This is a genomic window from Maribacter antarcticus DSM 21422 (assembly GCF_000621125.1).
GTDB lineage: Bacteria > Bacteroidota > Bacteroidia > Flavobacteriales > Flavobacteriaceae > Maribacter > Maribacter antarcticus.
Window position 1 is genome coordinate 95145 of sequence record NZ_JHZC01000009.1, and the last position, 17907, is coordinate 113051.

Annotated in this window: 14 protein-coding genes and 1 tRNA gene; 2 read left to right on the forward strand and 13 right to left on the reverse strand. The window is 39.0% G+C overall.

Translation table 11 applies throughout. The features are described from left to right. Positions 1 to 140: 140 nt before the first annotated feature. The 12 genes from lptC to Q360_RS0110460 form a co-directional block, all read right to left on the reverse strand. A complete protein-coding gene (lptC, locus tag Q360_RS0110405) occupies positions 141 to 746 on the reverse strand; it encodes an LPS export ABC transporter periplasmic protein LptC (protein ID WP_027077042.1) in 606 nt (201 codons plus the stop codon). 1 nt (position 747) lies between these two features. Then, positions 748 to 2121, reverse strand: a complete 1374-nt coding sequence (locus Q360_RS0110410) for a tetratricopeptide repeat protein (protein ID WP_027077043.1) — start codon at positions 2119 to 2121, stop codon at positions 748 to 750. Between the two features lie 39 nt (positions 2122 to 2160). Next, positions 2161 to 3447: a membrane protein gene (locus Q360_RS0110415; protein ID WP_027077044.1), complete on the reverse strand. Its 1287-nt coding sequence runs from the start codon at positions 3445 to 3447 to the stop codon at positions 2161 to 2163. Then, positions 3448 to 4176, reverse strand: a complete 729-nt coding sequence (locus Q360_RS0110420; protein ID WP_027077045.1) for a type III pantothenate kinase — start codon at positions 4174 to 4176, stop codon at positions 3448 to 3450. Between the two features lie 21 nt (positions 4177 to 4197). Beyond that, a complete protein-coding gene (locus Q360_RS0110425) occupies positions 4198 to 5934 on the reverse strand; it encodes a hypothetical protein (protein ID WP_027077046.1) in 1737 nt (578 codons plus the stop codon). Beyond that, positions 5927 to 8149 carry a hypothetical protein gene (locus Q360_RS0110430; protein ID WP_027077047.1) on the reverse strand — a complete coding sequence of 741 codons (2223 nt, stop codon included), beginning with the start codon at positions 8147 to 8149 and terminating at the stop codon, positions 5927 to 5929. Before Q360_RS0110430 ends, Q360_RS0110425 begins: the two co-directional genes overlap by 8 nt. Further along, positions 8146 to 9414 carry a BatA domain-containing protein gene (locus tag Q360_RS0110435; RefSeq protein WP_036195650.1) on the reverse strand — a complete coding sequence of 423 codons (1269 nt, stop codon included), beginning with the start codon at positions 9412 to 9414 and terminating at the stop codon, positions 8146 to 8148. Before Q360_RS0110435 ends, Q360_RS0110430 begins: the two co-directional genes overlap by 4 nt. Position 9415: 1 nt before the next feature. Continuing rightward, complete coding sequence (locus Q360_RS0110440; protein WP_027077049.1) at positions 9416 to 10312, reverse strand: DUF58 domain-containing protein; 897 nt, start codon at positions 10310 to 10312, stop codon at positions 9416 to 9418. Between the two features lie 4 nt (positions 10313 to 10316). Further along, a complete protein-coding gene (locus Q360_RS0110445; RefSeq protein WP_027077050.1) occupies positions 10317 to 11324 on the reverse strand; it encodes an AAA family ATPase in 1008 nt (335 codons plus the stop codon). 9 nt (positions 11325 to 11333) lie between these two features. Next, the gene (locus tag Q360_RS0110450) at positions 11334 to 11954 is read right to left on the reverse strand and encodes a DUF4159 domain-containing protein (protein ID WP_027077051.1); all 621 of its coding nucleotides are present in this window, start codon (positions 11952 to 11954) and stop codon (positions 11334 to 11336) included. An 82-nt stretch (positions 11955 to 12036) separates the two neighbouring features. Next, positions 12037 to 13353: a TldD/PmbA family protein gene (locus tag Q360_RS0110455; protein ID WP_027077052.1), complete on the reverse strand. Its 1317-nt coding sequence runs from the start codon at positions 13351 to 13353 to the stop codon at positions 12037 to 12039. 27 nt (positions 13354 to 13380) lie between these two features. Then, positions 13381 to 15021 carry a TldD/PmbA family protein gene (locus tag Q360_RS0110460; protein ID WP_027077053.1) on the reverse strand — a complete coding sequence of 547 codons (1641 nt, stop codon included), beginning with the start codon at positions 15019 to 15021 and terminating at the stop codon, positions 13381 to 13383. A gap of 426 nt (positions 15022 to 15447) precedes the next feature. Between Q360_RS0110460 and Q360_RS0110465 the strand changes: the two genes are divergently transcribed. Next, positions 15448 to 15520 (forward strand) — tRNA-Phe (locus Q360_RS0110465). Positions 15521 to 15721: 201 nt separating this feature from the next. Here Q360_RS0110465 and Q360_RS0110470 read toward each other — a convergent pair. Beyond that, a complete protein-coding gene (locus tag Q360_RS0110470; RefSeq protein ID WP_027077054.1) occupies positions 15722 to 17296 on the reverse strand; it encodes a glycoside hydrolase family 32 protein in 1575 nt (524 codons plus the stop codon). 81 nt (positions 17297 to 17377) lie between these two features. On the opposite strand from Q360_RS0110470, the gene Q360_RS0110475 reads away from it, so the two are divergent. After that, complete coding sequence (locus Q360_RS0110475; RefSeq protein WP_027077055.1) at positions 17378 to 17869, forward strand: rhodanese-like domain-containing protein; 492 nt, start codon at positions 17378 to 17380, stop codon at positions 17867 to 17869. Positions 17870 to 17907 lie beyond the last annotated feature (38 nt).

Here is a 17907-nt window from a genome sequence, read left to right on the forward strand (position 1 = left end):
AAAAGAACATGCCAGCGGATATGATTGCAAAAAAGATAAATATATACGCCATGGGTCTATCCGCATTCCAATCTGTAAAAATTCTATACAATGAAAAAACAGCCACTATTGCATACAAATACTCTGTGTACCTTAAAATCCTAATCATCTTTTTCCTCTTTTATAAGCATTAATCCAAACGTCTTATGAGCATTCATAATACTTAAGTCTTTCTTTATATCCATTCCTTTGCCATCCATTACGGTACCATCTTCAGGATTGGTAAATTTAAACTTTTCTTGGGTAAAAGCCCATTCATTTGTACGATCATAGTATAGTTGCGGCGCTTCCAACTTTTTACCATCATCTGACTTAATTATTACGTTCCCTCTCAAATTTACAACACCAGTAGCCGAATACAAGATTCCATGGTCTGCCTCTATGGTAGTACGTTCGTCTTTTTCGTTAAAAATCTCTAATAACAGACCTTCAGGAAATGTTTGATATGGAAAATTCAAATTTTCAAAATCTTTTCTCACGGGACCTGAAAGAACTGCCATCACTCTTGTTGAACCTGTATCCTCTGAAGTTATTTTTTTCGGTATTTCTGTGTACGTAAGCACAAAATCTTTAGCAATATTCTGTGGAACTATGCGCTTTATCGCTTCATCACCAACACGTTTATACCCATCTTGGCAAGAAAAAAGCATTGCCATAGTTACTACCACAGCAATGCTTTTAAAAATATCTAGGTTATTCGTTATCATCTTACAATGTAGGAACCTTTACGCTTCCTCCTACCCAGCAAGAAAATGTAACTGTCTTTCCTGCCATTCCTGAACTAAAAATCATTTCCTTACTCGGTGCCTTTTGTGCATAACTAGCAACCGCTTGGTTTGCAGAAGACCTTACAGAAGGGTCTACTCTACCTGCTTTCGCAGCCATATCTGCTGCTTTCCAGTACATAGCACGTTTATCAAAAGAAGTTGTTCCACATCCATTGGCACTAGAGGCATACAGGTTCGAAATTAGCAAATAAGCTCTACCATTTGAAGGATTCGCATCAATTGCTTTTTGCGCATAACTCCTGGCTGCAGATTTACTACCTTTTCTTTTGTTAATCGCAGCAACCTTCATAGCGATTTTAGATTTCTTCACCCCGTCTGTTTCCAAACTTATTGCTTTATCGAAATCGACCATAGCCCCTTTAGAATCTCCACTCTTCATTTTAAGCGTACCTAAATACACAAAAATATCTGCAGATGGGTCTAAGTTCTTTTGGGCTTCCACAAGTTTAACAAAAAGGTCGTCGTCAGTGCAATCCTTACTGAACATTCTAGAAACGGCTCCCTTAACCCATTTCACATCGCCTTTTTTGGCTTCAAAATTTTTCTCGTATAAAGGGATTAGATTCCCACAATCGGCTAAAACCCCTAACTTTGAATCTATACTTCCACCTATTTTACCGTAGTTTTCGGAATATGAATTATATGATTTTAACGCACGTTTTTCTTTAGAAGTCAATGTACCACTCTCCTCTTTTGGCAACAGCTTACCAATCTTTATGGTAATTGCATCATTCTCATCTTCAATCTTAGTGGTTACTTCATCATACACATCAAAGACTTCCTGTAATTCTTTTTTACCTTCATTATGTAAATCTACCAGGCTAGAAAAATATAGGTATAGCGCTTTGGGATTGGTAAAGTTTTTCTTGTCTTTTCCAAACGCGTCGTTTAGCATCCCGTACATCTTCTCGTCGTCAATCATTTCCTCATCGCTCATCAACATAGCCTTGTCGATATCGGTTTCGGCTACACTTGTTTTTGACGCATAGTATTGTAATCTGCTATCGTAGATCTCAAGTAACATTTGAACATGAGCATCTTTTTCTGCTACCGGACCCTTGGCTATTTTATTTTTTAAGATACGCTCGCCGTAGAAATACGTTGCATAGTTTAATTTAGGGCAAGTCTCATAGACCATTTTCCATGGCTCGTAAGCTGCTTCATAATTTTTGACTTTTGCGTGCTCTGAATAAATAGAGAGATTAGTCATACATTCAGGATTTTGTGCCTGAGCATTACTTACCCCCATCATTCCTAAGAACATAATTGCCACGAAGTAAATTTTCATTTTCATTTTGCTAAGTTTAAAGTGGTTATTGTACTAAATATTTTTTTAGTTAATTTTTCTCTTTTGAAACCAACGGTCGTTAAGAGAAAGTCCTATATTTATTTTAAAATAACTTTCCTCGACTAAATTAGCTCGTGTTGTTCCTCTTTTTCCTAATTCAAAACCCAAATTAAGATTGGATAAACTCCGTCCTAGAGGTAGTCCAACTCCAAAAGTTATGCCAAAATTATTTATATCTACATCACTAACCACCATTCCAGTCTTGTCTAACCGCAGTCCCGCCCTGTAAGTCACACGGTTTAGGTAGCTTGAAAAAGATCCACTATTCGGAGTAATAAATCCCCCAAAGGCAAACGAACTAGCATCTTTATACACAATATTTTGCACACCCAAAAAAGGATTTTCAAAAGCACTCAAGGCTTGAAAACTATACTCACCACCAACAAACCATTTTCTATTTTCCCCAAACCCTAAACCCAAAGTAGTTGTGGTAGGAATCTTAAATTCCGTATTTTTTAAGTTTTGGCCTTCTAAATCTACATTTATTTCTTCTATAGAACCTCCTGTGGCCACAGAAAAAGACCCTATTCTTCTTTCGTTCTTAGATACAAGGTTACGCTGAGTATTTACCCGAACAGAAGTATGTAGGGTATATTTATCGGTGATGGCCGGCGTATAATTTACCGCATAGTTAAAGTCAAACCCATTTATATTTGATTTTTTTCTGTCGAAAGAACCAAACTGAACATCTTCTATCTGCTGCAGGCGTTCGCTCTCCAAAATACCGAAATTATAATTTATGGTTGCCCCGATGCTAACGTTCTTTATAATTTCATAGCCCACGGAATAATACACTCTATTTAATCCGCCCTCACCGTTAAAAACATTGGTAAGCGGCTGTTCACTGTTGGGTTGCTCATCTCGAAAGTTATAACCCACGGCTGTATATGGCGTAATACCAAATCCCATTCCTAGTTTATTTCCTAGACTAAAACCAAGAGAAAGGTAATCCAAGTTGGTAACCGCACTACGCTCTTCTGAAGTAAAATCCCTAAAACGAAATTGTTTATTTGAAATTCCTGCCGTATACACAACCAACCCTTTATTATCCCAAACATCTAAACCCAATTGCGCATAAGCAGCGGGATTTCTTAGGTTAATGTGAATACTGTCTGCATAGACAGCTATTCCTCCCATCATCTGGTTTTCTACGGTACCGGCAGTTCTTAAATCACCAATACCGAAAAAAGAATAAGGAGAAACAGTTCCTTCTTGGGCAAATATACCCGTAGTGGCGATGCACACAATTGTAACTACAATTTTTCTGATCATCTAATGCTTATTGTATTCTAGCAAATAATTAAGCCCCTTAAGGAGGAATTTGGAATCCGCAAAGATGGTATTTTTTAGTCGTTTAGACAAAAAATGACTATCACCCCCTGTTAAAATAACTGTTAAATGTTTAAATCGTTGGGCGTATTGCGAAATTACCCCTTCTATTTCATGGAGCACACCATATATCACACCACTATGCATACAGTTATTTGTGGAGTTTCCAATAAAATCAATAGGGTCTTCCTTTTTCAGCAATGGAAGCTTTTCTGTTTGACCATGCATCGCCTTATACCTCATATTGACACCAGGGGAAATAGCCCCACCCAAATATTCATTAATATCATTTATAATATCATACGTAATACAAGTACCTGCATCGATAACTAAGGTATTTCCACCTTGATTGTGGTAAAAAGCAGCAGTAGCCAAGGCAATTCTATCGATTCCTAGTGTGTTTGACGTTGCGTAACTGTTTTTAAAAGGGACTTTAGATTTTGAAGTTAGCACATGTACCTTACAAAAAAGGGACAATACCTCGAAAGCCTTTTCATCGGATTTACCTACCAATGCTATAATTGCGAAACGTATTTCTGGAAATGCTTCAAAAACTGACCTTACCTTTTCCAAAAAAAACGACGGTTCAAAATACTCATCGAACAATAGCCCCTTCTTTTTAAACACCGCAAATTTGATATATGTATTACCAATATCTACCACTAAATTCATATTACAAAGATATAAAACTGATTATGCTTTTAATTTTGGCATGAGCCATAAATATGCCATAGCACAAAAAAAAGTTAAAAAGAATCCCCAGCGAGAAACCTCAGAAGTTATTTTTCTATTCACCGCTAACGTATCTGACGGGTTAAAAACCCTACTATTTTCCAAAATCGTATTCGCCCCTATTACCGATTTCCATTGGATGGTGTCCATAACAAAATAATCCATAACAAGACTGGTATCACCTTGCACTGCAAGAGACTGCCACCCTTTTTGTACCGGGTAGGTTGTACCATGCCACGTATCTTCAAGAACCAAATCTTTAATCAATGGTATCGAATAATCATCCGATTGCTGCACCACTGGCTTTACTAGTACAGTGCGCAACGTAAACGAATATGGTGTGTCCTGAAATGCAAAAGAATCAGAAGTTTCAAATACTCCAGCTGCTTCCTGCGGCCTTGTGGCACCTTCAATGATTTTTGACCAAACCTCTCGGTACGAGGCACTCTTACCATCTAATACCAATTGATACGTGTTAGTCAATACCGTGGTGCTTAACCTCCCTTTTCCTAGCACTAAACCATACGTATAGTTTTCTGAGACTATACCATTGGCCTTCTTATCCTCAAAGGCATAGGGATACTTCTCTAGTTGTACTTTAGTCTTATTAAAAGTCGAAATCTCATCCTTCCCATCCCTTTCAAATCCAAAATCAACCATCCCGTTAGCGGTCCTGAATAAAGCTTCATTAGGTTGTACAAATACACCTGTACCATACGCCCTAATTACGTTGGTGATACTTTGCTTCGAACCTTTTGATAAGCTCAAAAAAGTATCCGTATCTAAAATCAACAAGTCAAACTTTTTTAAATCTTTTTCTAAAAAATTGTACAGGGCACTTCTAGGCGTATTAAAATACTCGAATTTGAACCTACCTTTGGTAATCTGACTACGCACCACTAATTCATGACCTTCTTCTGATAAAAAATTTTTCAAATATTTAGTTTCAAAAGACGGAGATTGGTTGCTGATAAAAATTCGAAGCACTTGTTTCTTCAATACCATTAAAGGAAGCGGACTACTATCAAGGATTTTACCCGCACTATCCTTTTCGGTAAGCTGATAAATATACTTTCCAGATGTTTTTGGATAGCTATCAAACTTGAATCGAAAATTTTCATCACTATCAAAAACTATGGAATCCAAACCTTCTCCACTTGAAGATTGTAGTACAAGTCGGTTTCCTAAAACAGGCTGATGATACACCCCATTAATAAACAGTAAATCACCCATCCGATGCTGTTTTGGATAGTTCAATTTCACAATACCTTTTGGCATATCACCTTTGATGTAGTATGTTGGGATTCCCTCCAACTGCCAAAAATCAAAATCCCGCAGTCCTTGACCCAATATTGTGACTTGACCAATAGAATCTGTCGAACTAGAAAAATCTACTCCGGTGTTATATTTGATTACTTTAACGTTATTTAGCTGTTTTTTAATACTATCAAATTGCTCAGCAGTATACCCTTGCGTAAGCAGCAAAGCACTGCCTGAAACTTCGGCGGCTCGTGTAGGTCTTAAAAAAAGAAATGACAGCGCGATAACAGCCAAAACACCTACAGTACTGTTGACGAAAAAACCTCTATTAAAGCTTCCTTTCCATGCTGTCCAAATAAAAAGCAGCAGTAATAAAAAAGCAATACCCAAAGCAGGCCACTGCCATTGCTCGTTTATAAAATGGAGTTGATTATTCATTAGTTTCCAAGGCTTCTAAAAATAGTTGATTTAATTTTCCTTGGTACCTATTGTTGCCACTAGGAACCGGATTTGGTTCGGGTAATGCCCTTAGGAGTCCAGCATGGACAGTGTTTACTTTGTCTACGTTGATTTGCTTGGATTCGGAGAGCCATTTTATGGCTTGTAACGTATTCAAATGGGCACTAGGCTCGGCTATAGCCAAAACGGCCAATTCATCCCCTGCAGCTTGCAAGATGAACCTGTCGTTTTCAGAAAGTCCACCTTTACCAGACAAAACCAGCTCCAATAATCCTAAAGCTTCCATCATCTTGGGGTACACTTCCTCACGCTCCAGTTCTTCTGTTTTGCTAAAACCTTTTATATCCTTAAGCTCCCCTGTCAATCGCTTATCCTCTTTTATTGGTGGTGGATCAAAACCGATGCGATGTACATAAATACGAGCACTATTCTTTATTTCCTGAATCAACTTCAAAGCTTTGTACTGGTAGGGAAGTGATTTTTCAGGTTCATAGAGGCGAAGATACAGCTCCGCATCCCACATTTCTGACATCGCGTCCTTTAACATGCTTCGTAATGATTTAGCAAATAAGGTAGATGCTTCTGGGTCTTCATGATTATGGACGTACGCTTCCAAAGGGTCTTCTTCTGTACCTTCTGCCGCTTCATTATCGTGTTGATGACCATCATCTTCCTCTGCCACCAAATTATGTTCGTTATTACCATCGTGTTTGTGAGAGTAGTCGTCCAACATATCTTCCGGAATTGTGGCTTCTCCAATTTCTTTTGGTGCAGAAGGCGCTTCACTTTCATCGCCCATAAATTGGCCATACTTGAGCCGTAAAGCTTTCTGATCAAAACCCAGTTCGTTACTCCTCAAATTAAAATCCTTATTTTTTAGTGTAAATTTTTCAGCAATTAATTTCTCAGTGTCGATAATCAGTTGGCGTTGGCTCCTGAAATAATCAGGCATTAAATCAGCTCCCATAGTACCCTCTACCGCAAAGACATCCGTTATCGTATCTTTTATGACTGAAAAATACGTTTCGGTTCTCGTAATATTAGGCTTTGGCTCTTTGTTGTCTTTTACCTCAACATAAAAATAAAGTTCGTCTCCTGGCTCCATTTTTAAGGTCTGTAAATCAATTTTTTTTCTTAGCTCGGAAGCTTTAAATCCTTTTTGAAACGGCGTGTCAAACGCTAAGCGTTCTTCTCGAAACTTGACTGATTCTCCGGCTCCCTTGCTTACTGTTGCGATGATTGCGATATCTACAATTCCAAAATCGTCAGTTATATTGGTGGTGAATTCCAATTCTTGTGGACTATCAACCTCAAAGGTCGAAAACTGCGGCAAATCGTTCATAGTTACCACGGGAGGTTCATCGGCATATACCTCCAAAGCATATAAATTGGATAAATATACGTTCCCTAAGGAATCGAGAAACTTAAGGGTATAAAAACTTGAACTTTTCGCTCGCATCTCTTTTACATAAAAATCATTCTTTAAATCCATAGATAGCGCATCCGAACCAAACTGCAACCAAGCTTCCTTTATATTTTTATCAAATCCTACAGTCCAATTCACATACGAACCTTCCAGCACCTCTAGATTCAACTCCGAAGTTGTAAAAGCAGCTTTCTCTGTATAGAAAGGATAACTTACTGTAATGCTTCGGCTAATAACCTCAGGCGGAACTATGTTAGCTACAAGCGTATCCAAAGGAGTAAAAGTAATCGCATCTTTTTTAGGTATCCCTGATGGAATTGCACTGGAAAAATCTAAAAATCCGGAATTCTGTAAAAAAACACCAAGTCCAACACAGACCGCCGCAATTATAAAATTCCTCCATAAATTATGTTTTAGACGGATTTGATTCTTATTATCCTGTATTGCATCAGCCATTTTGGACTGTTGAATTTTGGCCAATAAACTCAATTTGTTTTGTGGTTCCAACAAAAGAGAGGTACTGTGCTCCATTTCGATGACAGTATTGTCCAGATGAATACAAACATCGCTCCGACCATACTGCCAAAGTTTTCCCCACAAGACCGTAAGCAGAGCTACCAACAAAAAAATTCCTGTCGAAATCCAAAAATTATACGAAGTAAAATAGACTAGCAGCGCAACACCAAGGGCAATCAGCATGATTTCTGAAATCCGAAGCAAGCGCCATTTTACGAGCGTTTTTTGAATGATGCTTTTAGCGGCTGTCATTGCCTCCTCAATTTAGCCGTTATACGTTCCGCCACCAAAACAAAAAGTGCAACGACCCAAAACCATAGATTCAAAGAACTCCTCTTTTGGGTTTTATTACTTGCTTCCATATCAACAACCGCTGGTATAAATTCTTCTTCAGATATTGTTCTTTTATCCAAACTTGTAACCGCTTCTTTCAGTTGTGGCCTAAATCCTACTATTTGTGACAAACGTTCTGTTAACCTTCCGTTTAGGACATTTTCAATACTTAGCCGTTCCGTTAGGTCAAACCTATTATTTTGTGATGTTTCTGCAATCAAGTCATTGGCTAGGCTATCTGGCTGAAAACGAATTAACGTACCTTCGAAATCTGGAGTGGGCCTGGTTTTAAGCCAAACGATTATATCAAATTCATCTTCCCCAACATCCTGAACTTCGGTGACCAACAATGGCTGTTGCGTGTACTTAATCAAAGCCTCAAAAGCAGCGGAAAAGAAATATTTATCCTTCAAAAAATCGATATCATAATACAAACCCACCTGCACCGTATCGGAAGGCCACAAAGGTAATTTATGCGCTACGCCGTTATATTCCAAAGAAATACTGTCGCCAAATTCATAGATGATTTGGTCTTTTGGAATAAATTCGTTTTGAATATCAGTATACGTATCATCTCCTTTTACAGCATGTAACAATACGCCTTCGTTTACAGCCGATGCTCCAACAAGACTATCGGTTGTCACAATCTCATCCATCACTATCCAATGCACATTATTTGAAATCGTGGGCCGAATTCCTTTCATACCGCTCAACATAGCTTTGGAAAAAACTACGATACTGTCGGAATTCAACTGCTGTAACTCCTGGGCCATTTGCCAATTGTCGGTTTTAATATCCGGGAGGTTCTCAATGTCTAATTCAGGAAACCCTTTGGCTAATAGTCGTAAAGTAGCGTCCGGAGCATCTTCTAAAAAATGGTTCATTTGACCTTCTTTGAGCAATGACGGCTCCATTACATAAGTCAAGGCGACATTTTTATTTTGAAGGTTTAACTTCGGTTCCGCTAGCGCAAAAACCAACAATGCTAATAGCAGCATACGCAAGAATAATAGCAACAACTCATTTAATTTCAACTGTCTGCTTTGCTTAGTTTCCTGTTCCTTTAAATAGCGAATACTCCCCACCTTTATGGTCTTCACATCCCCCTTATTCAATAAGTGGATAATCAAGGGGAGTGTTACTGCAAATAGACCCCATAGATATGTTGGTTGAAAAAAAGTCATATCAGTTGAGGCGGATTCTTTTCTTTAAAAACAACTGCAAGGCCTTGTCCATAGGCGCATCGCTCCTAAACAGTTCAAATCCTATTCCGTTAGACAAGAAGGTGTTTTTTACGGTTTCTAGATGTTTATTCATCGCCGCTGTATAGCTGCTTTTCGCCTGTTTTGCATCGACCTTTATCCGTTTTCCCGTTTCCAAATCCTCAAAGACCATAGGGCCTGTATAGTCGAATTCCAATTCATTTTTTCCTATAACCTGTAACACAGCCACCTCGTTTCTAGCTGTTTTTAAGGTTGTAATCCACTGGGTCAACTCAGTATTATCTTCATGCATATCGGTAATCACAAATAGCAGTTCCTTATGACTCCGTTGATGTATTTTAGCGATATCGTTTTGGTTATTTGGCCAGCTCCCGATCGTTTTTATTTCAATCAACTCGTGCAATAGGCGATTGTAATGTTGTTTATGGGATGTAGGATATAAACTTTGTAACCGAGAATCATTAAGTGCAAACAAACCAACGGCATCCCCTTGTTGATGGGCCAAATACCCTAAAGAGGCCACCAAGACCCGAACATAATCCATCTTGGATAATCCATCTTCTTCATGCATCATAGACGCACTGGAATCCACAATAAACTTTACGACGACATGGGTATCTATATCGGATTCCTTTATGTAATACCTGCCGGAACGCGCCAACATTTTCCAATCTAACAAACGCATATCATCCCCTGGATGATATGCCCTATATTGACTAAATTCTAAACCAGGACCTACCCTTCTGCTTCCATGAGCACCTGCCAAAAACCCATCCACAATTACACGAGCGATAAGGGCCAAACCCGAAACGCTATTGATAATCTTTGGTTTTAATAATTGCTTGTAGTCTTGTTTCACTGTATTACTCTTTTGTATTTCCTAGGATGTCCTCCACCAGTTTTTGGGTAACTGAATCTGAAGTAATACCCTCCGCTTCCGCCCTAAAATTGACAATAATCCGATGGCGTAAAACCGGGAAGGCCACCTTTTTTAAGTCTTCTGGAGTCACGGAAAAACGCCCCGCTTGCAAGGCACGTGCCTTTGCCGTAAGAATCATCGCCTGCCCGGCTCTTGGACCGGCACCCCAACTTACCCATTCTTTAACATAGCTATTGGCCGTAGTTACCGGCCGTGTAGCCCTAACAATCGTATTTACATGCCCCATAAGATCATCACTGATGGGTACATCACGTACCAGTTGCTGTAATTGCATTATATCCTCCCCTCCTAATACTTTATTTACCGTAACTTTCTTTGAGCCTGTAGTTGTTTTTAAAATGGCTGCTTCCTCAATTTCGGAGGGATATCCAATTTTTATATAGAACAAAAAACGGTCTTGCTGTGCCTCTGGTAAAGGAAAGGTACCCGATTGCTCAATCGGGTTTTGCGTTGCTAAGATAAAAAAGGGCCTATCCATAGGATAGGTCTGCCCAGAATAGGTAATCTCAAATTCCTGCATCGCTTCCAATAAGGCTGCCTGTGTTTTGGGTGGTGTTCTATTGATTTCGTCTGCCAAAATAATATTTGCGAAAATGGGTCCTTTGTTGAACTTAAAGAATTTTTTTCCTGTTGTATGATCTTCCTCCAAAATTTCAGTTCCCACTATATCTGAAGGCATGAGATCCGGTGTAAATTGTATTCTACTGAACTTCAATTCTATGGCCTGTGAAATTGTTTTAATCAAGAGCGTTTTAGCCAAACCCGGAACTCCTTCTAAAAGGGCATGTCCGCCAGCTAAAAAGGTAATTAACAACTGCTCTACCGTTTCTTCCTGACCAACAATTACCTTAGCGATTTCCTTTTTTAACAGCCCCAACTTATTCGTCAGTGCCTTTATCTCTTTTTCCGCTGTTAGCAGCTTTTTGTCCATTTTCTCCTATTATGAGGTTAATGCATACATCACGATATTTACCCCAAACCGTGTGTTGTCTATTTTATACCATCGTTTATTTCTAAAATCATAATCCCACTCGCAACCATAATCCTTGTTACTATATAATACGCCTATTCTTCCGTTGACTTCTATAGCTTTTAAATACTCATGCACCAAATCGTCTCCCCAACCATTTAGCTCTTGTGATGTGGTTGGTGGACCATCTTCAAACTCAAAAAATATATTATAAATTTCGTGATTGTTTGGTATTTTCCGCAGTGTATCAAAGCCAAATATTTCTTCCATTTGGCGCTCAAAAGACTTGGCAAAGAGTCCGTCGATGTCATGATTACAATCATCCACAAAGACAAAACCGCCATTGTCCACATACTTTTTAAAATTTTCCTTTTCTTTTTTGGTGAACTGGACTAGTTTATGCCCTGAGAGGTAACAAAACGGACATTTAAAAATAGTATCACTCGCGAGCAAAACGATGTTCTCAACCGTATCTACTTGCAGTGTGGTGTACTCTACTAGAGAATTAAGTAAATTAGAGGGCATACGCTGGTCTACATCCCAATCTCCGGATTCATATTGTAACCTTGTAAAGAAAAAAGTGTTGTTCAATGACCTCGATTCTAATTGTGGTGAAACAAATACTGGTTGTAACAAAATAGGTTACAACCAGTATTTGTTTAATCTATATTTACTAAACCGCGTCAGACAAACTAGAAAAAGTAAAGTCACGAACCTTCATGTACGGAATCAAATTTCCATTAATGCGCACTTGCTTCCCTAGCGTTTCTAGATTGTTTAGCATGATAATTGGACTTTCGTTAAAACGGAAGTTCTTGACTGGATATTTAATCTTTCCGTTTTCTATATAAAAAGTTCCGTCTCTAGTAAGTCCAGTATAGAGTAAGGTTTGCGGATCTACAGATCTTATATACCATAAACGGGTGACTAGAATCCCCTTTTTGGTGCTTTTTATCAAATCTTCTAATGTGGCATCTCCACCACCCATAATAAGATTTCTTGGAGAAGGTACAGGCTCAACCCCTTTTTCCTGCGCCCAAAAACGATCGTAAACTAAATTTTTAACTACGCCATTCTCTAACCAAGATGTTTTCTTTAGAGCTTGTCCAGCCCCATTCCATGTACCTGTAGGCACTTCCTCATTTAGTGGGTCAGACCACAGATTAACCCGTTCATCAACGATTTTTTCACCCATTTTTGTGCCACCCCCCTCTTTGGACATGAAACTACGCCCCTCATCTGCAGTTCTCGCACTTAATGATCTACTCATATTGCGAATAAGATCTCCCGCAGCAGCCGGTTCCAATATTACCGTATATTTTCCAGGCTCTATTGCCTTAGCTTCCATGGACATTACTGCTTTGTCAATAGCTACTTTTGATGCTTCTAAGGAATCAAATTTGGTGATGTCATTATAATCCCTAGACACCCAACCCGATCCTGTACCATCATTACTGCGCATGGTCACCGTAAAATCTACATTTGTAGACTTATTATAAGCAAACAATCCCTTGGAATTCATCATCGCACTAAAGTCATTGGAATCATCTAAAAATCCAGCAGCGGTAACCTCTTTTTCCTTTGCAGGCACTATACTGCTCTTGGCCACTTCAGCCCGATAATCTGGGGTTATTTTAGCTGTTGCATCCACGTAGGTGATCGCTTCGTCATACATCTGTGGCCCTAAAGGCTCCATAAATTCAGAATTTTCCGGGGACAGCATTGCTAATTCCTCGGCACGCTTTACAACCTTTTCCAACGAGGCATCATCAAATTCGTCTATGGTAGCCGTTCCCGATTTTTTACCATAACTGGATTGTATCACCAAGTTTTGGTTAGATTGATGCCCCGCTGTGGAAACCGAATTACGGGCATACCGTATATTTCCGCTCTCACTGCCGCTTAAATTTACCTCGCAGATATCTGCTGTGGAAAAGCTGAGCGCTTTTTCCATTATTTTTCTAGCTTCTTGTTCTGTATATATTGCCATTATTTTTTCTTTTGAGTTGTGTTCCATTTAAATGGAACGACCTGTGTTGATTACATTGATGTCATTGAACCTGGTAGTTGAACTACCATGAGATACCGCACTTGATTGCGAAGGCTGACCTTTACCATCAAAGAACGACCCGAACATTCGGTAATCTCCCTCATCGCAAATCTTAGCGCAGGAATTCCAGAACTCCTGCGTATTAGATTGGTAGGCTACATCATTCAACATGCCTACAATCTCACCGTTTTTTATCTCATAAAAAACCGTCCCTCCAAACTGGAAATTGTATCGCTGCTGATCAATAGAATAAGAACCTCTTCCAGCAATATAAATTCCCTTTTCAACATCCTTTATCATTTCGTCAATGGAATACGTATCCTTACCTGATTCTAAGGATACGTTTGGCATACGTTGAAACTGCACATCTTTCCAGCTTTGTGCATAACAACACCCATGAGATTCATTTTGACCAATAATATTTACTTGATCTCTAGTCGCTTGGTAGTTAACTAAAGTCCCGTTACGTACCAAATCCCATTGTTTACACTTCACTCCTTCGTCATCATAACCAACAGCACCCAAACTGCCTTCCATAGTTTTATCAGCAACTAGGTTCACAATGTCACTTCCATAATTAAAATCACCGGATTTCCACTTATCCAAGGTAGCGAAACTGGTTCCGGCATAATTGGCCTCATACCCTAGTACCCTATCCAATTCTAAGGGGTGTCCTACGCTTTCATGAATGGTTAATCCTAAATGATTAGGCTCTAGCACTAAATCATACTTTCCTGCATCAACTGATTTTGCAGTAAGCATTTCCGTTGCCTGTTTGGCAGCTTGTACCGCATCTTCTACAATATCGTAACTCTTTTTATATAAGGTTATCCCTGCAGGACCTTCTAATTTTTCAGAAGCAAGACCATCCATATACTCATACCCCAGACCCATAGGTGCACTCATCGCTTGGCGGGTCTTAAAGGTTCCGGCCCCACGATCAATAGCGGTGACCCCAAATGTGGGCCAAATACGATGCACATCTTGGTCTATGTAGGAACCGTCGGTTGAAGCAAAATATTTTTGCTCGTTTATCATAAAAAGTGAAGAATTCACAAAGTTGGCACCGTTATCCATAGCGGCAGCATTAGCGTTGAGCAACAAATCTACTTTTTCCGATACCGGAACTTCCTTAAAATCCTTTTTGATGGGTGTCTTCCAAGAAACCTCTCCGTACGCTTGCACGGGAGCCAGTAGTACCGGCTCTGTCTGTATTTTAGAATTTGCTTTCGCAATTGCTACAGCCTGTTCCGTAGCTTTTTTAATTCCGTCTTCTGTTACGCTATTGGTGGAAGCAAAGCCCCATGTCCCGTTTGCAATAACTCGGATTCCAATACCAAAAGATTCCGTATTTTGAACACCCCGCACTTTACTTTCTCGGGTAAATACATATTGATTCAGGTAACGTCCTATGCGAGCATCTGCATAGGTAGCGCCCATAGATTTTGCCGTATTCAAGGCAACATCGGCCATACGCTTTTTTACGAGTACATCCATACCAGGCTCTAACAGCGCTTCTGCATGGATGCTATTCCCCATCATAGTAGTTGGCAACAAAAGCGAAGCGGCACCCATTCCGGATAATTGAACAAAATTTCTTCTTTTCATAAAGTGTTTGAATTAGTTCCTTCGTATTCCTTTGGTTTTATCTTGATTGTAAGAAATAAAACAGAATAGTATTGAAAGGTTTAGTTAGTTTAGAACTATGGTGTTTTACATAACTCTTATTCGTTTTTGATATTGATTAGCTCTAAAGTATGGAATAATACCCTGTTGTCTAATGCGCTTTTAGATTTTATTAAGAAGACTTTATGATAAACGCTGTGAAATAGTAGCCGTGTAGAATATCACAAATCTAAAACTACACAAGGTTTACGATTCTATACATAGAGAATAAATGTGTTTACAGGATATTGAAATACAACTACTTGTATTCCAAATCTTCTAACACGATAAATCTTATTTCGCTTTTTTTAAGATTTAGTTGGTATATCCTAAATTTGAAATTATATTTGCAGCCGCTTATAGCGACATGGTGCCTTAGCTCAGTTGGTAGAGCAATGGACTGAAAATCCATGTGTCCCTGGTTCGATTCCTGGAGGCACCACATAAAATCCTTACTTCACAGTAAGGATTTTTTTGTTTTTAAAAACTTGGAACACTGGTAATAACAAAATTATTTTCAAAGATTAATACGAAGTACGAAGCAATTCCTCCGTCCAGACTAAAAACAAACATATGCCTAGGCTAGGCTTGGAACGGCGGTGAGTTTAAACATAAATGTATTGTGAGAGATACACTAAAAATGCTAATTCTTCCAAATACCCGCTACAGCACTTTCCCGGAAACCCTTCACTTGAAGCTCCACATTAGAAGTATTTAAAATTTCCAAAGTAGTATATGCATCTCTTGGAAAAAGCTGATTGGTCATCACATACTGACCTTGGTGTATAAAAAGTTCAATGGAAGAAGCATCTAACAATATTCGAATCTCAACTTCGCCCTCGGGCAGATTGTCTATTGGCATTTTCTGAACGGTTGTTGCAAAATTAGCTGCAAAGTCAGTTAGCCCAGAATTTCGCCTATCAAAAGTTATCATCTTATTTTTTCCATCCAAAGCTATAGCGAGACTATCGGTACTGTCATTTTTAAAACTTAAAACAAAATCGCGTGCCGCCGTTTTAAAACGAATCTCAGATTGGTTTTCAGTCGCCAAGCTCATAATATTTGTTTCATTTGGTTTTACTATAATATCTTCAGCTTTGGCACCAATATCAACTAGTTTGTCAAAATTCTTAAGCGGATAGTTTAGGAGCTCATACAGTCCATTGATTTTACTAAGTGAAAGGGTTCTAGGAACAGTCGAAGCACTACGCCACTTTTCGGTAGGTGTTTCTCGGGCATAGTCCCAATTGCTCATCCAACCTATACAAATTCGTTCTTTATTTGGCGTATTATTATAAGTAACACCAGCATAATTATCCCTCCCAAAATCCAACCATCTATTTTCTGCTTGGTCAGAGGCAAAGGTCTTACCATCAAAATCACCTATAAAATATTGTGTGCCGTTACCACCGTTTGGAGCACCAGGATTTATACTAATCAGCAGTACCCATTTTGTTTCGCCTGTTCCATCTACCTGCAAGGGAAACATATCTGGACATTCCCAGACACCCCCGTGGGCTCCTTGGTTTTTGCCGAATTCGCTTACCTGCTCCCATTCCTTTAAATTGGTGGAATTCCATATTTGTAAATGGTCTCCGGCTGCCAAAAGCATCGTCCAAAGTTCTTCCTTTTCGTTCCAAAAAACCTTAGGGTCTCTAAAATCTCTTACTTCCGTATTTCCTATAACCGGATTATCCTTGTACTTGGTCCAACTATCGCCATTATCTAAACTGTAAGCAATACCTTGAGTCTGGAAATCCGTTTTACCAGCTTGTTCTCCTTCCATATCATGGTAGGTGAAAATAGTAACTAGCGCCGGATTATTAGCAGTACCAAAGCCAGTCGTATTATTAGCGTCTACCACGGCACTTCCAGAAAATATAAATCCATTTTCATCAGGATACAGCGCAATTGGTTTATGCTCCCAATGCAACATATCGGAACTTACAGCATGGCCCCAATGCATGGGCCCCCAAACGATATCATCCGGATAATACTGATAGAACAAATGATATACTCCCTGATGATATACAAGTCCGTTAGGGTCATTCATCCAGTTGCGCTCTGGTGTAAAATGAAACTGTGGCCTATAGTCTTCGGTGTAATACGTACTATCGTTTTCAATGGTTACCAGTTGCTTTATCGGCTCCTTGTCCTTACAAGAAAAAACAAGTACCAAAAGCGCTATAACTATCAAATATTTAGGGTTACTGGCCATAAATTCCAATTTTTTATGATTTGTGAATCCTCCAACGTACCCTACGAAAATAGTACCTTTGTTAAAACCTAATACATTTCTATGCGATTTCTTTTTGCCTTAGTAATACTCTTATGCTACAACGCCGTGGTCTTAGGGCAATCTAAATTGGACAAAACACTAAAACGGTTCAATAGTGAATCCGTGCCTTACATTTATCCTAAAAATATATCCGATACTACCACGGTAATACTTTTGGACACTAGAAAAAAAGAGGAGTATGACATCAGTCATCTTAAGAATGCTATTTGGGTGGGAGACAAAGCATTTGAAGCGAATCTGGTACTGGAACAAATTCTAGATAAAGAAAAATCGATTATCGTGTACTGTTCTATTGGTGTGCGTTCCGAAGACATTGGGGAAAAACTCCTAGCTTTAGGATATAAAGACGTTAAAAACCTTTATGGTGGCATATTTCAGTGGAAAAACAAGAATGGCGCTATCTACAACAATAAGGAACAACCAACGGACAGCGTACATGCCTTTAGTAAACATTGGGGGAAGCTACTTTTGAAGGGAGTGAAGGTCTACTAGTGAGCAGTGGGTAAAACAAATTAGATATTTTAAAAATA

Bases quoted from the DNA above. Each gene is read 5' to 3' on its own strand.
- lptC (WP_027077042.1), bottom strand. From the start codon at position 746: ATGATAACGAATAACCTAGATATTTTTAAAAGCATTGCTGTGGTAGTA.
- Q360_RS0110410 (WP_027077043.1), bottom strand. From the start codon at position 2,121: ATGAAAATGAAAATTTACTTCGTGGCAATTATGTTCTTAGGAATGATG.
- Q360_RS0110415 (WP_027077044.1), bottom strand. From the start codon at position 3,447: ATGATCAGAAAAATTGTAGTTACAATTGTGTGCATCGCCACTACGGGT.
- Q360_RS0110420 (WP_027077045.1), bottom strand. From the start codon at position 4,176: ATGAATTTAGTGGTAGATATTGGTAATACATATATCAAATTTGCGGTG.
- Q360_RS0110425 (WP_027077046.1), bottom strand. From the start codon at position 5,934: ATGAATAATCAACTCCATTTTATAAACGAGCAATGGCAGTGGCCTGCT.
- Q360_RS0110430 (WP_027077047.1), bottom strand. From the start codon at position 8,149: ATGACAGCCGCTAAAAGCATCATTCAAAAAACGCTCGTAAAATGGCGC.
- Q360_RS0110435 (WP_036195650.1), bottom strand. From the start codon at position 9,414: ATGACTTTTTTTCAACCAACATATCTATGGGGTCTATTTGCAGTAACA.
- Q360_RS0110445 (WP_027077050.1), bottom strand. From the start codon at position 11,324: ATGGACAAAAAGCTGCTAACAGCGGAAAAAGAGATAAAGGCACTGACG.
- Q360_RS0110455 (WP_027077052.1), bottom strand. From the start codon at position 13,353: ATGGCAATATATACAGAACAAGAAGCTAGAAAAATAATGGAAAAAGCG.
- Q360_RS0110460 (WP_027077053.1), bottom strand. From the start codon at position 15,021: ATGAAAAGAAGAAATTTTGTTCAATTATCCGGAATGGGTGCCGCTTCG.
- Q360_RS0110470 (WP_027077054.1), bottom strand. From the start codon at position 17,296: ATGGCCAGTAACCCTAAATATTTGATAGTTATAGCGCTTTTGGTACTT.
- Q360_RS0110475 (WP_027077055.1), top strand. From the start codon at position 17,378: ATGCGATTTCTTTTTGCCTTAGTAATACTCTTATGCTACAACGCCGTG.